Origin of the sequence: Microcoleus sp. B5-D4 (assembly GCF_036705145.1) — a bacterium.
Classification (GTDB): domain Bacteria; phylum Cyanobacteriota; class Cyanobacteriia; order Cyanobacteriales; family Microcoleaceae; genus Microcoleus.
The window spans coordinates 28,815-52,870 of sequence record NZ_JAUBTV010000011.1 but is presented as its reverse complement, the minus strand read 5'-3'; the positions used below and the strand labels follow the sequence as shown (position 1 = coordinate 52,870).

Genomic DNA, 24,056 nt, shown 5'->3' with positions numbered 1-24,056 from the left:
GTTAATCATAAAATTCTCTCACAACTGATCCAAAGTTATCAATATTTTCAAAATGGATATTATGACCAGCTTTTGGTACAATTTCCAGAAGGGCGGCTGGACACAAGCTGGCAATTTCGGTATTTATACTTGTAAATTTATCATCATAAGCTCCCGCTAGCAAGAGGATGGGAATTTGATTTTGTGCGAGTTTTTCCCAGAGAGATGGCTGGTTGCCGGTTCCCATGTTGCGGAGTGATTTGGCTAACTCTAAGGGATTGTTTGCTAAGCGGGTTTCTATGAGTTTGTCGAAGTGGGGAGAGTTTTTTAAAGATTTGAATAAAGGGCGATCGTACCAGTTGAATAAAAAATCTTTAAGGTTGCTATTTTCCAGCTTTTGTGCTATCTGTAAATCGGCTTCGCGGCGGTGCGATCGCTCTTTTTCTGTCTTCAATCCTGGCGAAGCTGACTCTAACACTACTTTCTCGAATCTTTCTGGAAAATGTAATGTCATGTAAAGTGCCAATCGCCCGCCCATTGAATACCCCAATAACAAACATTTGTCTATTTGTAGATTATCTAATAAGTGTATCAATGCTTGGGCTGTATTTGATATATTGTAGCAACTTTCGTCGCCGTTGACTTGGGTTTTTCCGTGGCCGGGAAGGTCAACTGCTAAGCAGCAATAACTGTTAGAAAGTAAGGGAATGACCCTGCTAAAGTCTTGACTGCTGCCCGTGAATCCATGCAAAAATAAAAGTGTCGGCTGATTCTTGTTGCCAGTTAAGGAGTAGTTAAACTTATAATTATTAAATAGGTCCATATACACTTATACGATTCAATGTGAGGTACGGATTGCTAAATTAAAGAAGATTTTGAGAAGTCACCCAACTCGGCCAACTCTCCCAACTCCCTCAGCTTAGCAAACCATACCTCAATTTTACCGAAATTTTTGATTAGCCACTCTACAAAACAAACCCCAATGCCAGCAGCAATCCGCTCGAAAAATGCAGCGTAACTGCGATAAACTTAGAGTTGCTGACCTTTGCCGGTTGGTCGTGATAGTCTGTGACATGGCGGCAAAGGTCGATCGCAAATGGCAAACTTCCAAAAATCAACAGCGTCCAAATTGGGAACATTCCCAAAGCCACAAATAGCACAGTCAAAGCATAAATGCTACCGCATAACCACTGCAACAACTGAGCACCTTTTTTCGTACCGAGTCGCACAATCGGCGATTTTTTCCCCGCAGCCAAATCGTCCTCAACTTGATGAAAGTGAGAACAAAATAAGATGATACTCGTTGTAATTCCCACGATTGCAGAACCCACAAAATTAGTTGCAGACCAAGTTTGAGTTTGACTGTAATAAGCCGCGGCCAAAGCTAGTGGCCCGAAGGTGAAAAAGCAAATAATTTCTCCCAAACCCTGATAGCCAAGACGAAACGGAGGCCCTTGATAAGTGTAGCCGAGAGCACAGCACAAAACTACTAGCAAAATTACTGTTGGGTCTTTTTGCCACCAGCTTATGGCGCAGATTCCTGACACTCCGACTGCTAAAAACAGGTTTGCCAGCCCGAAAATTAAAGCTTTATTTCCGGTTAAGTTAACTAGAGAATGTGCCTTGTTTTTATCGATGCCTGTTTCTGAGTCAAATACATCATTGCTGAGATTCAGCCATGCTATAATCAAAATGGCTGACATTAAAAATGTCGAAAAAATTGACGAATTAATCGTTTGAGTTTCGGCAAAAGCAACTGCTGTTCCTACTGAAATAGGAATCACCGCAACGCTGTACATGGGCGGCTTGATTGCCGCCAGCCACAATTTACTATTTGGACGTTCAATTAACTTTGTTGTCATTACACAAACTTGATTCAATTGATAGCAGCGTAGTAATTTTACAATTTTATTGGTGAAGAAACTCTACTCTGTATCGGGTTGAGTGCGCGGCGGACATCCACACAGAGGCTGTGGCGGTACTCAAACAGCGCAAGTAGCCCGTGTGTAAACCTCTGCGGGGGGCGATCGACTTTTGGGAAATTTAGCCGATCGATCTTAAAGTTTTGTGTCTAAATGTTTCGATTGATCGCCCGACGGTCGGTTTTTTTCCCCAACAGAGCCCAAACAGGGAGGGAAACTCAAAAGGTCGTGTTTTGCGATCGCCCTCCCGTGCTTAGATCGAAATAGGGGTTTTAGCCGGACAAACCCACACTCTATCTGACAAATCTGCTATTCTCGCTTTCATGACAGTAATACCGCACCGCGCTAATCTCTTGCAAGACCGCAATCAACTGCATCAGTTTCTGTTAAATTGCCAGCAGTCTTTAACTGAAAAAGATCGCACAAAAATAGTTAGTATTTCTCAGGAAATTTACCCCCTCGATCCGCTAGCTGTACTGCAAGAGATTTCCGAACCTTGTCAGCGGCACTTTTACTTTGAAAAAAGAGACCCGATTGCCGGCAAAAGTTTTGCAATTGCCGCCCTTGATTCGGCAATCCATCTCACCGTAGCAGGAAGCGATCGATTTGTGGCAGCTCAAAACTTTATTCGTTCAACAGTTGCCAATACAATTACCATTGGTGCGGAACGCTTGCCATTTAGCGGGCCTCACTTTTTTTGTAGCTTTGCTTTTTTTGATGAGAACATTGCTGCTAATTCTTACTTTCCGCCCGCCACCATATTTTTACCAAAATGGCAAATTACCAGACAGAAAGATAGCTGCATTCTCGTCGCAAATGCAATCATAGAAAAAGATCGAAACGTTAAAAACATTGCTGAAAATATTTGGCAAACCTTTGATAAAATTGAATCTCGCAAATACCATAAACTAACTACTGCGATCGACAGTTCGATATCTTTGAAACAAATCCCCGTCAATGATGCCAGTCAATTTAAAACATCAGTCAAGTCTGCTTTAGAATTGATCGCATCTAAATATTTTAGTAAAATTGTTTTATCCCAAGCAATCAATGTGATTTCTCAAACCCCTTTCAGTTTAATAGATTCATTAAACAACTTGCGCCTCAGCTATCCAGATTGCTATGTATTTTCAACCAGTAACGGCAAAGGACAAAATTTTATCGGTGCCAGTCCAGAACGCTTAATTAGCATTCACAACAATCAGTTATTAACAGATGCTTTAGCAGGTTCAGCACCGAGGGGAAAAACTGAGGCAGGAGATACGAAATTAGCCCAGGGATTGCTAGAAAGCGAGAAAGATATTCGAGAACATCAGGTTGTGATTGACTTTATTGTCGATCGCCTGTCTAAACTCGGCATAACTCCCAATTTTTCCCCAGTTCCCAGACTGCTGCAACTATCAAACATTCAGCATTTGTGGACACCCATTACAGCTCAAATTCCCGCCGATATTCATTTATTAAAGATTTTAGCTCAACTGCATCCAACCCCAGCGGTAGCGGGCGTGCCGAGAGATATTGCCCTAGAACAAATTCGCCGCTGCGAAAGCTGCGATCGCTCTTTGTACGCAGCACCCCTCGGCTGGATCGATCGCACCGGCAACGGCGAATTTGCCGTGGGCATTCGATCGGCATTAATCGATGGCGATCGGGCTATACTCTATGCTGGTGCTGGTATTGTGGCGGGTTCCGAACCCGAAAAAGAACTAGCAGAAATTCAGCTCAAATTACAACCACTTTTAAACGCTTTGGTTTAGCAATATATTATAAAAATGATTGATTTTCGCAATACCAACACTCTCTGGTCTTCAATATTAGCAGAGACATTGCAACGACTGGGATTAACTACCGCCGTCATTTGTCCCGGTTCGCGATCGGCACCGCTAACAATAGCTTTTGCCCTGAACAACAAAATAGAAACTATTCCCATACTCGACGAACGTTCAGCCAGCTTTTTTGCATTAGGAATTGCCAAAAAATCCTCTTTGCCAACAGCACTAATTTGCACATCGGGAACCGCCGCAGCCAACTTTTATCCTGCGATAATAGAAGCGAGAGAAAGTCGAATTCCACTGCTAATATTCACCGCCGATCGACCTCCAGAATTGCGCGACTGTCACGCCGGACAAGCGATCGACCAAGTGAAAATATACGGCAATTATCCCAACTGGCAAGCTGAATTAGCGATACCTTCTGCGTCCAGAGGAATGCTAGACTATCTGCGGCAGACGATCGTGTATGCTTGGGAGCGATCGCAATTTCCAACACCAGGCCCCGTCCACCTCAACATCCCCTTTCGCGACCCACTTGTACCCGTTCCAGACATAGCTGTAGAAGTTTTAGAAACACAATTCAATCCCGAAGATTTCTTTGCAGGATTAGAACCAATTTTTGCAGGAGAAAGCTCTACCCCCCCCAGCCCCCCCTTGTTAAGGGGGGGAGAAGAAAGTAGAATGCAACAATGGCAAAAGTGCAGCAAAGGGATTATTATTGCAGGCGTTGCACAGCCCCAATTTGCCGAAAAATACTGTAGTGCGATCGCCCAAATTTCCAAATCCTTAAACTGGCCAGTTTTAGCTGAAGGACTATCTCCAGCTAGAAACTACGCCCAACTAAACCCCCATCTAATTTATACCTACGATTTAATCCTGCGAAACCGCGAACTAGCGGATAAATTAACCCCAGAAATCGCCATTCAAATCGGAGACTTACCCACAAGCAAAGAACTGCGAAACTGGCTAGACAAAACCCAACCAAAACGCTACATAATCGACCCCAGCCACCACAACTTCGATCCGCTACATGGCAAAACAATTCACCTGCGAACCTCCGTAGAAAATCTCGCAACTATATTAACTCTTGTCCCCCCCCTTATTAAGGGGGGGTTAGGGGGGGATCTAGCCCCTGCTGCCACTAATATCTCCCCTCAAGTCCCCCCCCTTAATAAGGGGGGGTTAGGGGGGGATCGAGCCCTTGCTACCACGAATATCCCCCCTCAAATCCCCCCCCTTAACAAGGGGGAATCAACTCAAATCCCCCCCCTTAACAAGGGGGAATCAACTCAAATCCCCCCCCTTAACAAGGGCGAGTCAACTCAAGTCCCCCCCCTTAACAAGGGGGGGTTAGGGGGGGTTCAAACCTCTCCCTCAAACGAATACCTCCAACTTTGGCGCAACACCGAAATCCAAGTCAGACAAACAATAGACCAAAAAATATCAGCAATTAACACCATAATCGAACCCAAAGTTTCCTGGCTGCTTTCCCAGATTTTGCCACCTGGAACACCGATATTTATTGCCAACAGTATGCCCGTCAGAGATGTAGAGTTTTTCTGGAAGCCGAACAACTTAGAAATCAAACCCTTTTTCAATCGCGGCGCTAACGGTATAGACGGCACATTATCAACAGCTTTGGGAGTTGCTCACCGCAATCAAAGCAGCATCATGCTAACAGGCGATTTAGCACTTTTGCACGATACAAACGGTTTTTTAATTAAGAATAAATTTGTCGGTCATCTGACAATCATATTAATTAATAACAACGGTGGCGGGATTTTTGAAATGTTGCCAGTTGCCAAATTTGACCCGCCCTTTGAAGAGTTTTTTGCCACGCCGCAGCAGATAAATTTTGCTCAGTTGTGTGCAACTTACGGCGTGGAACACGAGATAATAGACGATTGGGAACAGTTCAAACAAAAATTAAGTTGTTTGCCAAATAGCGGGATTCGCGTCTTAGAATTGCAAACAGACAGGCGATCGGATGCTAAATGGCGGCAAGATAATTTAGGTAAATTTGCTCAAGGTTCCTAGTAAGGACTTTTGTCAATAAGCCTTTCGCGGGCGGGCTCTTCGGCCCAACCCCTACTCCCCACAAGCAGAAAATTCACTCTTTGTGGAACAGGCATCTTGCCTGTTCCGGGAAATGCTGCAATATCTCAGTTTAAACTGCTGGTTGAGCTAGCAGCGGATCTAACTGTCCTTCTGCATCGAGTTTGTGAATGTCATCGCAGCCGCCTACGTGTTGGTTATTAATGAAAATTTGGGGCACGCTGCGGCGTCCGTTAGCGCGATCGGACATTGCCTTCCTAGCCACTTCGTCGCCATCAATTTTGTATTCCGTGAAATTTACGCCTTTCCACCACAGCAAAGTTTTGGCGCGGATGCAGTAAGGACAGGTTTGCCAAGTATAGATTTCCACATTGGCTTTGATGCGATCGGGCTTGCGGCCCAAGATGGGATTGAGAAAATCAAGCATTTTCAGTAGGGGGCTAAGGGTGGAACTCATTTAGACATCATACCCAATGTATAAATTCCGCTGGTATGGGCGCATCTGCCAGAGGTGGGTTTTAAGCTGTCGGGCGATCGCCCTGTGACCCAAGTCACAACTTTACTCTACTCGGATCACTTGCTTTCACCCCTGACAATCACCTTCGCGGCCTCATTAATATCACCGATCTTTTGAGGAAACCAGAAGATGATAAATATATCGAATTCAACCGCACTGCCATGCACCCCGTACAACTCCTCCCCGGCGCTATCTCTGAAATCCTCGCTTCTGTAACCGATACAGGCGTTTTGACTCTGGCGGATCGCTACGGTTTGATGGCCGCCACCTTCGACGACTCTCTGAATGACGAAGACAGAGGCTGTGTCAACCGCTTGCTGCGGGCGGTGCTCCGAGGCCGAGTGAAAGTAGTCAACGAACTTTCAGCAGCATTCTAATCGGGATTTGAAGTTTTGTTCTGAAGGCAGGGTGAGTCAGCGGTAGATGAAAATAGTGGAAACTCAGGCAGGAGTGGAAACAGCGGTAATTTGAATTCGATTTAAAAGTTTTCTCCTCTAACTCAACAACGGTTTTTTTGTCAAAGCAGCCTTTACCGGCTGCTTTTTTTTGATCTAATCGCGGATTTCGAGGTTGTACTGGCGGCAGAGGGCGATCAGTTTTTGTTGGAAGCGATCGCGCACTGACTCTGGGGCAACAATCGCGCAATCTTCCCAGTAAGGAGCGATTTCGCGAAAAAACCAGAAGGTATTTGAGATATTCCGAATCACTCGCTTGATAGGCGGATCGCCTTCTGGTTCACTGACTTCCTCATCTTCCTGCTTGCGTCTGTAGTTAAAGGCAAGTCTGCCGGATAAATGAAATTCTACGGGAATCCGCGCTAAATTTGGCAGCCAAGGTCGATCAACCGACATCACCGCAGCATCTTCAATGCGATCGAGCAGCAGCGTCCAGTTGTGTTCGAGTCCTGGTACGTCTTGATTACCTTCCGATTCTTCGCAGCGACACATTAAATACTGTCGCTTTTCTATGGGGACAATGCGAGCGTGCAAGATGGTGTAATGCCAAAGGCGATCGGTTGCATCCCGGTAAGACAGGCGGAAGGGTTGCTGTCTGTGAATAAAATTGTCGATTTTTTGCCGCCAAGTAGGTAAGGGGTTGCTCAAAAACTGATCGATTTCAGCCCGGAAAGGGAGAGTCAGTTCGCTGCGATCGCTCAACAATTGGGCAATAGCCAGCGCTTCATCAGTTTTGCCCAAGTCAAGCAATTGCTGTCGGGCGATGTCTAGGGCTTTGATGCGGGTTTGGGGCCAGTCGTGGTTGGGGGCGATCGTCAGTTGGCGGCGGGCGATGGCTTCTATCAGTTTCGATATGTTCGGGCGATCGCCCCACGTCTTCCCGAATTCTTGGGCCAAGGCTTCCAACTGGGATTTATCTCGTTCAGAAACCGATAGGGTGATCGATTGACCTTTGCGACTCATAAATATACGGACACTTTATCTTGGTACAGGGTTGATTATCTCTATTGTCGGTGTCAATATGGGGAATATCCACTTTCTACGGACACACTTTCAGCATATGTCCGACTACCAAATTACCCTCAAATCCGTTTATTCCTGTCCCGCTGCGGAGATTCCCCAGGAAGTCAAATTACCGGAAGGTTGGACACTTTCTTGGCATCAACTCGAAACTTTAAAGGCAATTCGCGATCCGAATATTGATGTCATTATCAATACCGCGATGACCGGCGACGGTAAAAGCTTGGCGGCTTATCTAGAAACACTTCTCCAAGGAATACTCCAAGGGTATTACAATGTCATTGGACTGTACCCAACAAATGAACTAGCTCGCGACCAAGAAATCCAAATTAAGCAATACATTGAGTTGTTTAAACTCGTTGATGAATTGCGAGTTTCGAGACTGAGTGGCCCGGAGTTAGAAATTTACGCCGAAAGTGAAAACATCAAAAAGTGGGAAGCGATCGCCACTCGCACTCAGCAATCTGAAATAATTCTTACTAATCCTGACATTTTTCACTACCTCCACCGCCACGCTTATTTAACTCCCAAAGATAGTCCGAATAAGCTGTGGAGTCCGATCGATACTAGATTCGAGTTATTCATTGTTGATGAATTTCACGTTTGCACGGCTCCGCAAACTGCCAGCATTATCAACACGATGCTGTTGATTAAGCACACCAACCGCCGCAAAAAGTATCTATTTCTGTCAGCAACACCAGACGAACAATTAATTCACCTTTTACAGAAAGCTGGTTTTCAACCGAAGATCTTTGATCCGCTGACAGAGAACAAATATCGGTTTCCAGATACAGCAAGCCAAAAAATTGAATTACAAGCAGAGGGATGGCGGCAAGTATCGCGAGCAATTTCTTTAACTTTCATTTCTCTGGAACCTACCTATCAAGCTACCGAAACTTGGCTTTGGGAAAATCGCAATTTAATCGAAGATTATTTTCGGCAGCATCCGGGTAGTAAAGGAGCGATTATTCTCAATTCAATTGCAGCCGTCAAGCGTCTAACTCCCAGATTTAAGGAATTCTTGCATACTCTCAGAGTTGAGGAAAACACCAGTTTGACGGGGAAAGGGGATAAAGAGCGATCGCTCGAAGCAGACTTAGTTTTGGGAACTAGCACCATTGATGTCGGCGTTGACTTCAAAATAAATTTCTTAATTTTTGAATCTGCCGATGCAGGCAGTTTCATTCAGCGGTTGGGACGGCTGGGACGCCATGAGAGTCACGAAAAAGATGGTAAAAAGATAGCATTTAATCAGTTTACAGCTTATGCTCTCACACCTAACTTTTTAGTAGCAAGACTATTTGAAGACAAGGATGCACCGCTAGTAGCAGATGGTATTTACGATCGTCCTAAATTCCACGCTCAAATCCGCGATAACTACCGCAAAATCAATGATTTCCGAGGCTATTACAAACGGTGGGCAGGGGTGCAGTCAGTTTTGCTCAGCAGCAGCCAAGGATTAGCCCACCCAACCATCAAACGGGAATTTGCAGAAAGTCATAAAGCATTTAAGAAAGATTGCGAACAAGTCTTTGACACCAGTTTGGGAAGGGTGAGAGGTTGCGTCAAGAAATGGACAATAGAATGGCAGGAGTTATCGAAACAAAAAACAGGAAATCCCATTGCCGAAGATGCTTGCACTTTTCGAGGTTCTAGTTCTCTTCAGTGTGGTTTGTACGACCTCACCGAGCGAAACGAAGCAGACCGATTTAAGACCTACGATTTGCCGGGAATTTTGAGCAATTTGGAAATTGAACCTATGACAGAAGCCGCTTATATGCGACTGCTGCAAGAGACAGCGGAACGCACAGGTCAACCCATCCCTAAAGGACGATTTGAACGCTGTTTAGCCTTTATGAAATTGCAAACTTATCGAGAGGAGCGAATCAATTGGAAATTTATCTATCCCGGAGATTTGGGCGAAGTTGCAGATACTTGGAAAGTTCAAGTTTTGTTGGCTATTCAGGTTTTGCAGCCGGGAAATCGCTGGATTAATGAAATTAACAAGCGGCTTAAATTGCGTGGTTTGGTGAGTTACGTCATCCGCTATCCGGTTCAGGAAGCTAAAAAACGGCTGCAATTGCCCATGCACTTTCAAATTTATCCAATTGACGAGTCTGGTAGGCACGAACCCGGAGCACCTTACTCGGTGGCCTTCGGTCAATCGGCCCTGCTTTTGGATACTCTCGCTTATCGGATCAAGAGTAAAGGGGGTGAAACGTGGATTTGTTGAAAGCTCAAGCCCTGATAGGGATTTGGCATCGTGCCGAAACCGATGCTGGGAAAGGAGGCAACCACCACTAGGAAATGGGTGAAGTTTCAATCCCTGATAGGTATTTATACTCTTGAGCAGAGTCAAGAAGTATTACTTTCCCAGGTGGAGTATAGCAGAAAGTGTAGAAGATAGTTTGATATGGTCTTCACTCATTTAATAGGGTGTAGTAGAATGACAGATGTTGCCCTACGACAGAGAGATGTCCCTATGTCCTCCCAGAAGATCGACCCCGACCAACTGCACCATTTGCTTTGCGGTCTAACACAAGACCTGAGCGAATTCCTGCGCCTATTTACTTCAATCTTACACAAATGTCAAAAACTTGTAACAATTCTTTACGAGCAGCAAAGTCAGATTCAGTGTTCTGAGGCTGAAAACATTTATCTCACAAGGATTAACAGCGATATGACAGACAAAATTTCTGAATTGGAATGTCAAGTAAATCCTTTTTCTCAGGATGGAGATGCTATTTGCAATTCAAGATTTATTGAATAACATCCTGTCGATACTAACCAAGGACTAAATTGCCATGAAAAATCAAGCATTGATAGATTTAGAAATACTTACTTCCCAACTTCCGAATAAAATTCCTTACCTCAAAATGTTAGTTTTGTTTGGCTCTAGAGCAACAGGCCAAACTCATGCTAAAAGTGACTGGGATTTTGCCACACTCTATGATGAAGACAAACGGAAAGCTTGCATTGGAGAGCGTGCTTTTGCTTGGTTTGAGGTTCCTCAAAAACTCGGTGAATTTTTTGAAATCAACAGTGATGAAATTGATGTTGTTGAGTTAAACAGATGCTCCTCACTTATTGCTCATTTTGTCGCTCGTGATGGCAAGGTTTTGTATGAAAGTGAACCCGGAGAATTTGAAAAATTCAAACAAAAGGCTTTGATGAGCGATTCAAAACTGAAGCAAACAGAGTGGGAGCTTCGGAATAAAATTGAGTTGTTTTTGAAGAAATGGGATGTAGTATGAGTATTGAGCCTACAGTTGTTTTAAGCAGATTGGAGTTTATTGGTAATTATCTTCTAGAATTAAGGCGGTTTCGAGGAATGAGTTTAGAAAATTACTTGAGTAGTTTTGACCATAAAACAATTTCGGAGCGAATTATGGAATTAATTGCTCAAGCTGCGATCGATATCAACGAGCATATCCTAACTCGCGACAAAAATATTCAGCCTCTCTCCAATAAAGACTCTTTTGTCAAGGCTGGACAATATGGGATTATCACCCCTGAACTTGCGACAGATTTAGCACTGTCAGCAGGACTCCGTAATATTTTAGCTCACAGATATTTGGAGATAAATTATGTAGAGCTATTCAATGGTATTCAAGCAGCATTAAATCAATATCCGATCTATATCCAACAAATCACTGAATATCTTAATTCTAGGAGGAAGTAGAAAATGGCCAAGAAGAATAAACCAACCGAGTCAGAATTTATACAACTATCACTTTTTGACGCACCACAGAATTTGAATGTTGAACAGTTTGATGATTTGGAAGAGGATGATTTGGAAGAAGAAGACGATGATGATGATTTGGGGTTGGGTTTTGAAAGTACCGATCGCGATATTGAACCGCCCCGACAGGAGTTAATTACCGTCAAGCTTTTGCGATCGGCAATCTTGGCTCAAAATCCCAATGACCCCATCATGGCTGATTTTGCCGAGTATGTTCTGCCCAATCTGCTGCGAGTGGCGATCGGCGTTACTGCTAAAGGCGGTAAATGGATCGAAGCACAAGAACAGGAACTCGCAGCAAAAGGCATAGTGATGAACAGGAGAAGTGCCTCCGATCAATCCCTCAATACTCATTTACTTAATGGACTGTTCCCTGCTAATTTAATCGAACAGCGCCTAGAAAAGTTGAACACAACCGTTAAGCGGGTGATTCGCGAACCAGAAAGACGGTTACTCGTTGCTGCTTTCATTCTCCACGACTTCGAGAAATTTGATTATGACAGATTTCCCCAGATGCCACAGAAATACAAAGATTTTCAGAAAAACAAGGAACATAAAATCCGTGAATTTTCAATCCCGGAACATAGAGAAATTATTGATGTCATCATTCACGACATCAATCTCCATCGCTTAATAAATCCCAACGATCCAGAAGCCTATCGCGAGTATATTGATGATTTACTCTGCATTGCCGATAACGCTCAAACGCGATGGAATACCAACTGGAATTTTTCCAGACACAGTGGACTTCAGCCTCAACTGGAAGGAGATAAACTGGTTGAATTGGCTAGATTAGCTTGTCTAGCTGACCGTTTGGCATCGATTGTGAAACATCCTCAAGACGCTCTCAAACCGGGTTTGAATAATCTGATTGGTCAAGTCAGTGACAGACAACTGAAACTCTCCTATCACAGCATTGCTGAAAATCGAGGTGTCCTCACTAATATTGTCAATAATGCCGTGATGGATGCCCATACTGAACTAAATTCAGAAGATATTCATTACTATGAGCCACTGCTTTATTTACCAACAGGCATCATTTATTTGACGCGGTGCAATGCACCTTCTGTTAAAGTTGATGGTATACCAGATCGAGTTGTTAATCAAATCAAATCCCTCTGTGCCAAAGAACTAGAAGACAGACAAACAGGTTTTAGTCGAGATGGTAAAGGCATGAAATATGCCGATTACTACAATTTATTTTTCGACATCCCTGATTTGATGAAAGTCGCACTTAAAGCAACGTTGAGGATTCTGAAGGATGGAAAAAAACCTGTTTCAAAAGACCGTAGCGACAATCTGATAAAATTTCAAAAACAGGAAATATTATCAGTTGATTATGACTTCCGATTTACCGATGATATTCGGATCGATCAACTTGCTGAATTTGGAGATTCAGTAAGCCGAAAAATTTGGGGAGATTGCGTTGCAAAAATGGAAGGGGAACGCAAGAAGCGCGAAGCAGAACGTAAGAAAGATCCAGAATTACCCAAACTACCAATAATTGATTTGACTCCAGAAAAGTTAATTAATCAAGTTGCAGAGTTCTGGAATCTTTCAGAACACCTACCAACTATCCGAGAAATTCAGCGAATTAATGAAAGCATCAAGGAACACAAACTCAAAGGTAGTACGGGCGGTGTTCCTTACGAATGGTACTATTTGGCAGCCAAATATATAGAACATCACTCTAGCATTGAGGATGTGCGTCCAGTTGGCGAGGAGTTAATTGCACATATTACAACTTTAATTCAGCCAATTTTATCTCAATACAATATCCCCGATGGTTGGGACGATTTGCGACTGTGGGTGACGCGAGTTGTGATGTTACAAACACCAGAATCAGAGCCAATCTCAGGTCAGATTTTCTTAGATGAGTTAGATCGTTATCAAGCTGCGAAAAAAACTGGACGCGGAAAAAAATTAATTTGTTCGATTTCTCATTCGGCTTATACCGTTACCGAACAAATGGAATCAGCCGTTTTATTCACACCGCAAGTTTATACTAACAAGCAAATGCTGGGAGGCTCTAATGCTAAACGCAATATTTCCAGTATTGCTGGGATCGAAATGATGCTGCGACAGATTTTAATGAGTCAAACTCAGGAAATTGGGGCACGTTTTGAGGATGCGAAATACCGCTATCTCTACTTTTATCCCACTTATTACTGCACTCCTGAAACTAACGCATTTTTGCATCAGGCTTACGATAATATTTTCCAAACTCGCTTCGATACGGGAGTTCGCAATCACTTTATTAGCAAGGAACTTCAGGCTAATTTTGAATTGAGCCGCTATCAAAGTGTAGATGTCTTTCATTTGGATGAAAGAGCGGAAGGTAAAAAGGACAAGGCATTCAAGCTTACTTATCCCGAAAATCAACCGCTGACCTTTTATTTTATGGCTTTGCCTCCTGAAAAGAAAGGGAAAGATAAAAAAATAACTGATACAGAATCTTGGATTATGCCAGCTTGGTTGGCATTTGCATTTCCCATGATTCTGGATGTCAAAACTGTGGTTTCGGAGTCGCCAATCCCGCCATTTAATGACGGTGCTGAGTTTGAGGAAAGCGTATTTTTAGACAGTGCACCGCCAGCTTTTCGGGTTTTGACGAAGCGCGATCGCTTTCGTCTCGACTATATCTTAGAAGGATGGGAGGAAAACGGCAAAAAATACCCTGCACCTTTAAATGCTTTGACTGCTGCTTATGCAATTCATTTAGATGTGAATGCTAAGCAGGGAAAATCTGGATACGATGCCAATTGGGGCAAACTGAGCGAACTCGCAAAAGATTTTGAAACTAGCCCGCTTTATGTTTTTGCTTACTTAAATAATTGGGTTCGTAAGCAAAAACTCGATGCACCAAGTTTGAGTAAAATTAAGCTTTATGCTCACTCATTTTACCCTTGTTTTGACCACTACGTTACCTATAAACCTGAATGGAAGGACTTAATTGTGGAAGCAGCATCACCCTTGAATCATCCGAAAAAACTTACCGAACTTTATCGCAAGTTCTACCGGGCTAAATCGACTCCCGGAAAACCGACCAAATCAAATGCAATTCTCAAGCCAATTGATGAAGCTGCAGATGTAATTCTCAAAGCATATAAGGAGGGAGGATTTAATTTAGTCCAAACTGTAGCTGCTAAAATCTTTAAACTGATGGAGCGAGTGCATAACTCTACCGCGGAGGGACGTTGGGTGATTGCTAAACGGGATGAGGAACGCGAGGCAATTATGGACTTTGCGAATTACTTTGTTATTGAAGTGTTTGAAAAGTCTTTTGCAGGCGATCGCGCTCGTTTAGCTGGTCGTCAACTCAACCTCATTCGAGATACTTGCGAGTTCCTTTATCGCCTGGAAAGCGATAAGGAAAATCGTGCAAGTAAAAAGCTAGCAAGTGATAAGGATTTTGAAGATAATGATGCTAAAAATGATGAGTAACTAGCTAGCTTTGCAACTCACCCGACTTAATGTACAAAACCTAACTGGAGACAAACAATGACTTTTTTGAAAAATGTTGACCAAACCAAATGCTTCCAAAATGAAATTCCCTACAAACCAATGGGAAAATATATCCATTTCTTGACTATTCGTGTCACCGAATCCTATCCCTTATTTCAAACAGACCAAGAACTTAATAAGGCGAGAGTGAGGGCGGGAATAAAACGCGAGAATCGCGCTCCGATCAGCCGTCTGACGATGTTCAAGCGCAAACAATCTACCCCGGAACGCCTAGTGGGTCGGGAATTGCTTCGCAATTATGGATTTATGACCGCACAAGAGTGCGAGTACAACGTCCGATTTGCAATGGATAACCCCGATTGCATTATCTATGGCTTTGCTATTGGTGATTCTGGATCGGAAAAATCTAAGGTGGTGGTTGATACTGCATACTCAATCACACCCTTTGATGATTCTCATGAAACCTTTACGCTTAATGCCCCCTACGAAAATGGCACAATGGCAGCGAAGGGAGAGATGAAAGAATTACCAAAAGGCAAAGATAAGGGCAAGTTAGATGGAGAAATTGGTACAACTACAGCCAGAATTAATCAACAAGATCACATCCGACCACAGGTATTCTTTCCGAGCATTATCACTCTAAAAGATGCTACTGAGGCAGGCTTTCTATATGTCTTCAATAACATCCTGCGTACCAGTCGCTACGGTGCACAAACCACTCGTACAGGCACGATGCGTAATGAATTGATTGGTGTTGTTTTTGCCGATGGCGAAATCACGAGTAACCTCCGTTGGACTCAGGCAATCTACGACCTGTTTCCTGATGAAGTTCTGCAATCTCTTGACCCGTTAGATGAAGATGATGTGATGGAGCACGCTAAGACTGCTATTCAATCTCTGTTGGATGACGAACCGATTGTAAAAATTCCTTTCATCAATGAAGAATTTGATGCTCTTCTCAAAGAAGTTAAGGCTCTGACGAGTAATGAGACAACGCTCAAAGCAATTTTAAAGAAAGCCGATGACGAGGCTAAAGCTTACGCGAAGAAGCATATCAAGGGTAAGGCAGGAGCTACAGCAGCAGCGGAGTAACAACAATGGCTTTTATTTACCGCTGTCAAATCGAGTTGCACGATAGCCTTTATTTTGCAACTCGCGAGATAGGGAGACTTTACGAAACTGAGCCGGTAATTCACAATTACGCGCTTTGTTATGCCCTCGGTTTGGTGGATAGCGAAATCTATTCCACCACCGTTTCTGAAGAACATTCCTATCGCTATTTCTGTCCCGAACAAGTTCCTAAATACGAGCCGCATTTAACGGCGCTCAACCAACAGGGGATTTATGTTACTCCGGGGCGATCTATTTCTCACTCCTCTACTCTCAACACTTGGAAATATGCCAACAATAACTATCACGTTGAGATGGAGAAAACTCAGAAAAATATCCCTAGTTTTGGCAGAACCAAAGAAATTGCGCCGGAAAGCAAATTTGAGTTTTTCATAATCTCAGAGAAGTCTCTGAAACTGGCAAAGTGGATACGGTTGGGAAAGTGGATGAGCAAAGCAGCAGTCGAAATCGTAGAACAGAAGGAAGTGAAGCGCTCGACTTCTGAAGCTAACTTAAATTTTCCCTATCTGCTAAATCCTTTAGATGTGATGTTTTCCCATCAAGTGATTAGCTACGATGTGGTTAATATGCCTCCGGTTAGCCTCATCCAAAATGTCAAAATGCTAGGGCGATATTACGAGTTTGAGCCACTCAAAATTCCCGCTTGTATGGAATACCGCTTTCGGGCAGATTAATAGGAGGCAGAGCCTCTAGAAATGCGTTCCCAGGTAGAACCTGGGAACGAGCAATTTACCATAATTCCTGTAGGGGCGGGTTCACCAATATCTGTAATAAAAACGAGAGATTCTGTAAACCCGCCCCGATCTTCAATTATGGTCGATCGTTCCCATATCTTATCATATTATATCCCTTGGCTTGACCGTAATACCCCGACCGGGGCGGGTTTTTGAGATTGTCAATTATTGGCAGATATTGTTGGTAAACCCGCCCCTACAATATTATCGGTAATCGATCGCAAATCATATCATTTCCTGGTGGTCTGCAACGCTTTCAACAATCACCAACCATTAACCAAATATGCCACACAGCCTAGTCCTCAACATCCTCCCCCTGGCCCCAATTCCCCCCGGATACCTCACCGGCAGACACCTGCACGCCCTCTTCCTCACCCTCGTGAGTTCGGTTGACAAAAAACTCGGCGATCGCCTCCACGATGCCGCCGCCCAAAAATCCTTCACCCTCAGCCCTTTGCAAACTAAAAAATGCCCTTTCAAAAAACACCATTTCCTCCAATGGGAACACACAGAATCGATTCCAGAACACACCCTCTGTTGGTGGCGAATTACTCTGCTTGATGACACTTTATTTGGCAAGTTAACTAATCTTTGGCTGAACCTCAATCCGTCGAAGCCGTGGCATCTCGGACCCGCAGATTTGATGATTACTAAGATTCTCGGAACGCCCCAAGTAGATCAGCCTTGGGCTAATGCTTGCGATTACTCTCAATTGTACGATCGCGCTTCTGAAACTAATCGCTTAATTGCCTTCAGTTTTGCGACTCCTACTACCTTTCGACAGGGCAAATTTGATTCAGTGATTCCTACTAGAGACTGCGTTTTTAATAGTCTCCTCAGTCGCTGGAATAAGTACAGCCCGATCGCACTTCCCGATCTTTCCTTCGATGCACTTTTTTCGACATTTGTCAATATCCGCAGTGAAAAATTGACAAACTATCAAAGCGATTTTGTTGGCATGGTTGGGGAGGTTAGTTATCGGATTTTGGGAGATGTCGAGCCTTTAGCGATTAAGCAAATTAATGCTTTGGCTGATTTTGCTGTTTACTGCGGGGTGGGGAGGAAAACTCCGATGGGGATGGGAATGACTAGGCGGATTGTTGTTAATAAGAGTTAAAGAGATTTTGAGGGCGGGCAAGATACCGGAATTCCAAGGCGGGCAAGATGCCCAACCCCTACTCCCCACAATAACACTAAACTCTTGTGGAACAGGCATCTTGCCTGTTGCTAATTCCAATTACTAATTTCCTACAAACCATCAAAAAAATGAACGATTCTGATTACATTTCGATCGCAACTCTCAACCAGTATTCTTACTGTCCTCACCGCTGTTGGCGAATGTCTTGTGCGGGAGAATTCACCGATAATCAGTATACCATTGAAGGGACAAGTTTGCACGATCGCGTTCACACGATGAGCGAAATTAACCGCAATGAAACTTGGCAGGTGCGGGCGATTTGGCTGAAATCCGAGCGCTACAAACTGATTGGTAAATCGGATTTGATTGAGTCGGCTGATGGTAAGATTTACCCCGTGGAATACAAGCGGGGACGGAAGGGGGAATGGGATAATGATGAGTTGCAAGTTTGCGCTCAAGCGCTTTGTTTGGAGGAGATGACGGGGAAAACTATTGCGACTGGATATGTGTATTACGCGCAATCGCATCAGCGGCAATTAGTGGAGATTTCTGAGCAATTGAGACAGGATGCGATCGCCACCATCACCGCTATCCAATTTTTGCTGCAAACAGGCACAATGCCTCGACCTAATTATACCAAACGCTGTCAAGGTTGCAGCCTTTATCAGCAATGTTTGCCGCAAGCTGCTGATAAAGTCCTGCGCTATCAAGAAGCTAATTAATCCAAACTACAAATTTAGGAGTCAATCATGGGGACACTGTATATCAATCAAGATGATGTGTTTATTGGGAAAACAGATGAACGCCTCAATGTCAAGGCAAAAAATCAAATCTTACAGGATGTGCCTTTGATTCATTTAGATGGAGTGGTGATTTTGGGACGGGCGACTATTTCTCCGGCGGCGATCGCAGAATTGCTACAACGGAAAATTCCTCTGACTTTTATCACCGATACTGGTCACTATTTGGGTAAGCTAGAACCGGAATTAAGTAAAAACATTTTCGTTCGCAATGCTCAGTGGAAAGCGGCGGGGGAAACTTCCCAAGCTATTCATGTTGTCCGGGGTTTTATTCGCGGAAAATTGAAGAATTATCGCAGCAGTTTATCTCAAACTCAGCGGGAACATTCCGAACTAAATTTAGCATCGGCAATTATGCAGATTTCCAATGCGATCGCCAAACTTGACAAAACTGACAATATTGACTCTTTGCGCGGGCACGAGGGGGCTGGTAGTGCCGCGTATTTCGGAGTTTTTAACCAATTAATTCGCGCGGAAGGCTTTGTGTTTCAACCGCGACACCGCCCTGCTACCGATCCGGTGAATTCTTTGATGAATTTTGCTTACACGCTGCTGCGTCACGACGTGCAAAGTGCGATTAATATTGTGGGATTTGACCCTTATTTAGGATACCTTCATATGCAGCGCTACGGCCGCGTGGGTTTAGCATTTGATTTGATGGAAGAGTTCCGCCCTTTGGTAGCAGACAGTATCATTTTGAATGCGATTAACCGCCGGATTCTGACGCCGAATGATTTTACTGTGGAACCGCTGAGTAATGTGGTGCGACTGTCGGAAACGGCACGGAAAGAGTTTCTGAAGTTGTATGAAAAGAAAAAGCAGTCTGAGTTTAAGCATCCTGTTTTGAAACGCAAGTGTACCTATCAAGAAGCTTTTGAAATTCAAGGGCGGCTGTTGGCGAAATATTTGATGGGCGAAATTGACAAATATCCACCTTTAGTTTTGTACTAGATATGCACATTCTGATTTCTTACGATATTTCGGAAGACAAGCGCCGGACAAAGATTCACAAAATGCTCAAGTCTTACGGGCAGTGGATGCAGTACAGTGTGTTTGAGTGTGCTGATTTGAGCGAGACTCAGTATGCAAAGTTGCGATCGCGCCTGAACAAACTCATCAAACCCAACGAAGACAGTATTTTGTTTTTCCCGCTGTGCGCTTGCTGTCAGGGTAAGATCGAACGTATTGGTGGGGTAGTGCCTGCAGATCGCACAATATTTTTTGCTTAGTTTCCGTGAATGGGTAGGTGTTAAAATCGGGGTATCAAATTTTTCGGCTCAAACACATGTCCAGCAAGAGTTTGATGCCCCCAGTCTAAAAAAAACCTTCACGGAAAGTCTGTAAGCTTTACAGGATAAGCTTTTGGAGGGAGTATGGAAATTTGGGTATTGACAAGCCGCAGGCTGGAATGGTACTTTTGTTTGAGATTCACGGAACTGCACCTTGAAAACCAAATACAGCAAGGCTTCTGGAACGGGCGGCCGAAAACAACCTAAAACCCTACCAGGGATTGAAACTTTCTTTAGGCATATCAGGTGCTATCCCATCAATCGCCGAAAACAACCTAAAACCCTACCAGGGATTGAAACATAGCTTACGATATTAATCTCAAAAAACCTCTCATGCCGAAAACAACCTAAAACCCTACCAGGGATTGAAACCTTGCTCAATCGTCAGACCGAGGAGCCCAGAAGCCTTTAAAGAGCCGAAAACAACCTAAAACCCTACCAGGGATTGAAACTCGGCGGTACCTTGAAATAAAATCAGCTAATACAATAGGGAAGCCGAAAACAACCTAAAACCCTACCAGGGATTGAAACTATTTAGAGAATTGCGCGATATTATTGGTTTGCGCCGAAAACAACCTAAAACCCTACCAGGGATTGAAACTTTAAACCAGCTCTATTTTGTTGAGGAGCAGAAGCCGAAAACAACCTAAAACCCTACCAGGGATTGAAACCAAAATTTAATAAAATGCTTCTGCAACGGATGAATTCCGCCGAAAACAACCTAAAACCCTACCAGGGATTGAAACCATGATCCGTTAGCCAGTTCGCCATGGTCATCAAATCGGGCCGAAAACAACCTAAAACCCTACCAGGGATTGAAACGTAGCGGCCGTGCTTTGGCTGTACCACACAAAGTTGAGTGTGAGCCGAAAACAACCTAAAACCCTACCAGGGATTGAAACAAAATGATTTCGATTCTTTTGTCTTTGTACTTGATGCCGAAAACAACCTAAAACCCTACCAGGGATTGAAACACTTGATAACCCTACTGGTAGAAGCCCTTATTGCCGCCGAAAACAACCTAAAACCCTACCAGGGATTGAAACATAAACAACTGGATTTCCTTTGAAAAGATAAACGCCGAAAACAACCTAAAACCCTACCAGGGATTGAAACGTTTGAGATGTATTTCACTAGGACGCGCTTCTCTGATAGGCCGAAAACAACCTAAAACCCTACCAGGGATTGAAACACTCAAGACTGCTAGAATCAGTCAGTACAGAGTGTTAAGCCGAAAACAACCTAAAACCCTACCAGGGATTGAAACGAAAAACTCGAATCAGAACACAATGAAAATACCCAAAGCCGAAAACAACCTAAAACCCTACCAGGGATTGAAACGATAAAAACTTGTCAGCAGTGCATACACCACGCGGTAGCCGAAAACAACCTAAAACCCTACCAGGGATTGAAACGCGACACCTAAAACCCTCGCTCCAAAAGCCTTGCGCCGAAAACAACCTAAAACCCTACCAGGGATTGAAACTTCCACCTAAAGCGCCTCTTGTAGGAGCTCTGCGCCGAAAACAACCTAAAACCCTACCAGGGATTGAAACGTTACTATCGGCAATTGCGAGTATTCTGCAATCCGCCGAAAACAACCTAAAACCCTACCAGGGATTGAAACTTCGGAAAAACTACACAACTCTATAGCTGCTGGTGCCGAAAACAACCTAAAACCCTACCAGGGATTGAAACTCAATTCCTCTGGCGTATAATACCCCGCGACGCGGCGCATGCCGAAAACAACCTAAAACCCTACCAGGGATTGAAACCTCATCCTCTCCGAGTTTGAGGAACGAGCTATCTTAGCCGAAAACAACCTAAAACCCTACCAGGGATTGAAACGGCTTCTGAGTCAGAAACAATTACCTGGAACTTTAATAGCCGAAAACAACCTAAAACCCTACCAGGGATTGAAACAATGCTATTCACATGAAGTAGCTGGAATGATAGGCCGAAAACAACCTAAAACCCTACCAGGGATTGAAACCTATTTTAAGCTTGTCAACAATTCCAGAGTTAGCGCCGAAAACAACCTAAAACCCTACCAGGGATTGAAACATTGAGCAATGGCTATCAGAATATGCCACAATAGCCGAAAACAACCTAAAACCCTACCAGGGATTGAAACATTACTTTGACGATCTAAATACTTGAATTTTAGCCGAAAACAACCTAAAACCCTACCAGGGATTGAAACAACCCACTTAGAAATTTGCAATGGAGGGATTCCGGCTGCCGAAAACAACCTAAAACCCTACCAGGGATTGAAACCCGAGCGACCCATTGCGCTGTTTGCGGACTACGAGTTCGATTTTGTGCCGAAAACAACCTAAAACCCTACCAGGGATTGAAACAAAATATTGCAATCGGATATCAGATGAATGATGAAACGAGCCGAAAACAACCTAAAACCCTACCAGGGATTGAAACCAACACTCGCACCCGCCAAACTGATTGTAGATGCTCATAAGCCGAAAACAACCTAAAACCCTACCAGGGATTGAAACTAAAACTGTCACAGTGCCAGAGTTGATAATTGACGGCCGAAAACAACCTAAAACCCTACCAGGGATTGAAACCTTTTTCATTGCGAATATCAAGCTCGTTGCGAGCCGAAAACAACCTAAAACCCTACCAGGGATTGAAACTCTTAAAAACGCTATCGCACTATAAGCAGCATTCAATGGCCGAAAACAACCTAAAACCCTACCAGGGATTGAAACCAACTATTGTTTGCTAAAGTTAAAAAAGCAAGAGCCGAAAACAACCTAAAACCCTACCAGGGATTGAAACTCTGCACAATGCGGGGTCAACTCAACTACTCGCAGCCGAAAACAACCTAAAACCCTACCAGGGATTGAAACTTTTGGTGCTTAGACTTTGAAAGATTTTAATACACAGCCGGCCGAAAACAACCTAAAACCCTACCAGGGATTGAAACTTTTGTGCGGTCGGCTGATGCTGTGGGCGATTTGCCGAAAACAACCTAAAACCCTACCAGGGATTGAAACTTCGAGTACGATCGCATGTTCGACAATGTTGTCGGGCCGAAAACAACCTAAAACCCTACCAGGGATTGAAACGCTTTGATATCTCACGATGGAAACATCAGGACCCATCAAGCCGAAAACAACCTAAAACCCTACCAGGGATTGAAACTTGTAATTGATTCGGATTCGTCCGCCATCGCGAGCTCCTGCCGAAAACAACCTAAAACCCTACCAGGGATTGAAACTTTTGACGTATCGTTGAAAGTCCAGTGAAGAATCGCCGAAAACAACCTAAAACCCTACCAGGGATTGAAACAAATAAAGGTTTAAGTACAGGGGATTTATGTGTGCCGAAAACAACCTAAAACCCTACCAGGGATTGAAACGAAAGGATTGAAGTTTTAGGTGGTGGCAGTTGGGCCGAAAACAACCTAAAACCCTACCAGGGATTGAAACCTCGCCTTTGCAGGCGATCGCATAAATCTAATGAGCCGAAAACAACCTAAAACCCTACCAGGGATTGAAACTTAAAGAGCTATCTGAGTAACGATAAATCAAGCTATATAAGCCGAAAACAACCTAAAACCCTACCAGGGATTGAAACTTTAAAAAACGTGACACCGCGAGTGCAGAAGTGGAAGCCGAAAACAACCTAAAACCCTACCAGGGATTGAAACAATTGGATGATATCAAGCAAGAAATTGAAACTAAAAAAGCCGAAAACAACCTAAAACCCTACCAGGGATTGAAACGTCAATATCGCCAGCAGATTTCTCCTTTTGCCCCGCCGAAAACAACCTAAAACCCTACCAGGGATTGAAACAAAAATATCCCACAGCGCTTTATTGCTTCATCCGCTGGGCCGAAAACAACCTAAAACCCTACCAGGGATTGAAACCTACGATGCTGCTCAAAGTTGGGAAACTCAGAACCCGCTATAGCCGAAAACAACCTAAAACCCTACCAGGGATTGAAACCAAAAAAATGGCTACCTGATGGGGTAGCCGATGGGCCGAAAACAACCTAAAACCCTACCAGGGA

The 24,056-nt window shown here is 43.8% G+C and carries 18 protein-coding genes and 1 CRISPR repeat array (1 of these 19 only partly in view); of the genes, 14 read left to right on the top strand and 4 right to left on the bottom strand.

What is annotated here, in order from left to right; all coding sequences use genetic code 11:
- Position 1: 1 nt before the first annotated feature.
- Together menH and menA are read right to left on the bottom strand one after the other, a co-directional pair.
- Positions 2-802 (bottom strand): 2-succinyl-6-hydroxy-2,4-cyclohexadiene-1-carboxylate synthase, encoded by an 801-nt coding sequence (menH, locus tag QUB10_RS07755; RefSeq protein WP_333201006.1) that lies wholly within the window; start codon positions 800-802, stop codon positions 2-4.
- Positions 803-944: 142 nt separating this feature from the next.
- On the bottom strand, positions 945-1,841 hold the full coding sequence (menA, locus tag QUB10_RS07750) for a 2-carboxy-1,4-naphthoquinone phytyltransferase (RefSeq protein WP_333201003.1): 897 nt from the start codon (positions 1,839-1,841) through the stop codon (positions 945-947).
- Between the two features lie 383 nt (positions 1,842-2,224).
- Between menA and QUB10_RS07745 the strand changes: the two genes are divergently transcribed.
- Complete coding sequence (locus QUB10_RS07745; protein WP_333201001.1) at positions 2,225-3,658, top strand: isochorismate synthase; 1,434 nt, start codon at positions 2,225-2,227, stop codon at positions 3,656-3,658.
- Between the two features lie 15 nt (positions 3,659-3,673).
- Complete coding sequence (menD, locus tag QUB10_RS07740) at positions 3,674-5,710, top strand: 2-succinyl-5-enolpyruvyl-6-hydroxy-3-cyclohexene-1-carboxylic-acid synthase (RefSeq protein ID WP_333200999.1); 2,037 nt, start codon at positions 3,674-3,676, stop codon at positions 5,708-5,710.
- 130 nt (positions 5,711-5,840) lie between these two features.
- Here the strand turns inward: menD and grxC are convergent, their stop codons facing one another.
- A complete protein-coding gene (gene grxC / locus QUB10_RS07735; protein ID WP_333200997.1) occupies positions 5,841-6,155 on the bottom strand; it encodes a glutaredoxin 3 in 315 nt (104 codons plus the stop codon).
- A gap of 251 nt (positions 6,156-6,406) precedes the next feature.
- Here grxC and QUB10_RS07730 point away from each other — a divergent pair, with 251 nt between their 5' ends.
- Positions 6,407-6,622 (top strand): hypothetical protein, encoded by a 216-nt coding sequence (locus tag QUB10_RS07730; protein ID WP_190731630.1) that lies wholly within the window; start codon positions 6,407-6,409, stop codon positions 6,620-6,622.
- A 174-nt stretch (positions 6,623-6,796) separates the two neighbouring features.
- On the opposite strand, the gene QUB10_RS07725 is transcribed toward QUB10_RS07730, so the two are convergent.
- The gene (locus QUB10_RS07725) at positions 6,797-7,663 is read right to left on the bottom strand and encodes a WYL domain-containing protein (protein ID WP_333200995.1); all 867 of its coding nucleotides are present in this window, start codon (positions 7,661-7,663) and stop codon (positions 6,797-6,799) included.
- A 97-nt stretch (positions 7,664-7,760) separates the two neighbouring features.
- Between QUB10_RS07725 and cas3 the strand changes: the two genes are divergently transcribed.
- The 11 genes from cas3 to cas2 all read left to right on the top strand — a co-directional run bounded on the left by cas3 (position 7,761) and on the right by cas2 (position 19,959).
- Entirely contained in the window at positions 7,761-9,953 is a 2,193-nt protein-coding gene (gene cas3 / locus QUB10_RS07720; protein WP_333200994.1) for a type I-D CRISPR-associated helicase Cas3', read from the top strand.
- Positions 9,954-10,202: 249 nt separating this feature from the next.
- Positions 10,203-10,490: a hypothetical protein gene (locus QUB10_RS07715; protein WP_333200992.1), complete on the top strand. Its 288-nt coding sequence runs from the start codon at positions 10,203-10,205 to the stop codon at positions 10,488-10,490.
- Positions 10,491-10,524: 34 nt separating this feature from the next.
- Entirely contained in the window at positions 10,525-10,974 is a 450-nt protein-coding gene (mntA, locus tag QUB10_RS07710; protein WP_333200990.1) for a type VII toxin-antitoxin system MntA family adenylyltransferase antitoxin, read from the top strand.
- Complete coding sequence (gene hepT / locus QUB10_RS07705; RefSeq protein WP_333200988.1) at positions 10,971-11,402, top strand: type VII toxin-antitoxin system HepT family RNase toxin; 432 nt, start codon at positions 10,971-10,973, stop codon at positions 11,400-11,402. Before mntA ends, hepT begins: the two co-directional genes overlap by 4 nt.
- A gap of 3 nt (positions 11,403-11,405) precedes the next feature.
- Positions 11,406-14,906: a type I-D CRISPR-associated protein Cas10d/Csc3 gene (cas10d, locus tag QUB10_RS07700; RefSeq protein WP_333200986.1), complete on the top strand. Its 3,501-nt coding sequence runs from the start codon at positions 11,406-11,408 to the stop codon at positions 14,904-14,906.
- A 57-nt stretch (positions 14,907-14,963) separates the two neighbouring features.
- A complete protein-coding gene (gene cas7d, locus QUB10_RS07695; RefSeq protein WP_333200984.1) occupies positions 14,964-16,019 on the top strand; it encodes a type I-D CRISPR-associated protein Cas7/Csc2 in 1,056 nt (351 codons plus the stop codon).
- A 5-nt stretch (positions 16,020-16,024) separates the two neighbouring features.
- The gene (gene cas5d / locus QUB10_RS07690; protein ID WP_333104006.1) at positions 16,025-16,732 is read left to right on the top strand and encodes a type I-D CRISPR-associated protein Cas5/Csc1; all 708 of its coding nucleotides are present in this window, start codon (positions 16,025-16,027) and stop codon (positions 16,730-16,732) included.
- A gap of 343 nt (positions 16,733-17,075) precedes the next feature.
- Positions 17,076-17,909: a CRISPR-associated endoribonuclease Cas6 gene (cas6, locus tag QUB10_RS07685; protein WP_333200982.1), complete on the top strand. Its 834-nt coding sequence runs from the start codon at positions 17,076-17,078 to the stop codon at positions 17,907-17,909.
- 149 nt (positions 17,910-18,058) lie between these two features.
- Positions 18,059-18,652, top strand: a complete 594-nt coding sequence (cas4, locus tag QUB10_RS07680) for a CRISPR-associated protein Cas4 (RefSeq protein ID WP_333200980.1) — start codon at positions 18,059-18,061, stop codon at positions 18,650-18,652.
- Positions 18,653-18,679: 27 nt separating this feature from the next.
- The gene (gene cas1d / locus QUB10_RS07675) at positions 18,680-19,681 is read left to right on the top strand and encodes a type I-D CRISPR-associated endonuclease Cas1d (protein ID WP_333200977.1); all 1,002 of its coding nucleotides are present in this window, start codon (positions 18,680-18,682) and stop codon (positions 19,679-19,681) included.
- 2 nt (positions 19,682-19,683) lie between these two features.
- Entirely contained in the window at positions 19,684-19,959 is a 276-nt protein-coding gene (gene cas2 / locus QUB10_RS07670) for a CRISPR-associated endonuclease Cas2 (protein WP_333200975.1), read from the top strand.
- 251 nt (positions 19,960-20,210) lie between these two features.
- Positions 20,211-24,056: a CRISPR direct-repeat array (repeat unit 37 nt; unit sequence GCCGAAAACAACCTAAAACCCTACCAGGGATTGAAAC) (it continues 2,934 nt past the right edge of the window).

Coding starts and splice junctions, on each gene's coding strand:
- QUB10_RS07745 (WP_333201001.1), top strand. CDS start 2,225: ATGACAGTAATACCGCACCGCGCTAATCTCTTGCAAGACCGCAATCAA.
- cas10d (WP_333200986.1), top strand. CDS start 11,406: ATGGCCAAGAAGAATAAACCAACCGAGTCAGAATTTATACAACTATCA.
- grxC (WP_333200997.1), bottom strand. CDS start 6,155: ATGCTTGATTTTCTCAATCCCATCTTGGGCCGCAAGCCCGATCGCATC.
- cas6 (WP_333200982.1), top strand. CDS start 17,076: ATGCCACACAGCCTAGTCCTCAACATCCTCCCCCTGGCCCCAATTCCC.
- QUB10_RS07725 (WP_333200995.1), bottom strand. CDS start 7,663: ATGAGTCGCAAAGGTCAATCGATCACCCTATCGGTTTCTGAACGAGAT.
- cas5d (WP_333104006.1), top strand. CDS start 16,025: ATGGCTTTTATTTACCGCTGTCAAATCGAGTTGCACGATAGCCTTTAT.
- cas1d (WP_333200977.1), top strand. CDS start 18,680: ATGGGGACACTGTATATCAATCAAGATGATGTGTTTATTGGGAAAACA.
- menA (WP_333201003.1), bottom strand. CDS start 1,841: ATGACAACAAAGTTAATTGAACGTCCAAATAGTAAATTGTGGCTGGCG.
- hepT (WP_333200988.1), top strand. CDS start 10,971: ATGAGTATTGAGCCTACAGTTGTTTTAAGCAGATTGGAGTTTATTGGT.
- menD (WP_333200999.1), top strand. CDS start 3,674: ATGATTGATTTTCGCAATACCAACACTCTCTGGTCTTCAATATTAGCA.
- cas4 (WP_333200980.1), top strand. CDS start 18,059: ATGAACGATTCTGATTACATTTCGATCGCAACTCTCAACCAGTATTCT.
- mntA (WP_333200990.1), top strand. CDS start 10,525: ATGAAAAATCAAGCATTGATAGATTTAGAAATACTTACTTCCCAACTT.
- menH (WP_333201006.1), bottom strand. CDS start 802: ATGGACCTATTTAATAATTATAAGTTTAACTACTCCTTAACTGGCAAC.
- cas3 (WP_333200994.1), top strand. CDS start 7,761: ATGTCCGACTACCAAATTACCCTCAAATCCGTTTATTCCTGTCCCGCT.
- QUB10_RS07730 (WP_190731630.1), top strand. CDS start 6,407: ATGCACCCCGTACAACTCCTCCCCGGCGCTATCTCTGAAATCCTCGCT.
- cas7d (WP_333200984.1), top strand. CDS start 14,964: ATGACTTTTTTGAAAAATGTTGACCAAACCAAATGCTTCCAAAATGAA.
- cas2 (WP_333200975.1), top strand. CDS start 19,684: ATGCACATTCTGATTTCTTACGATATTTCGGAAGACAAGCGCCGGACA.
- QUB10_RS07715 (WP_333200992.1), top strand. CDS start 10,203: ATGTCCTCCCAGAAGATCGACCCCGACCAACTGCACCATTTGCTTTGC.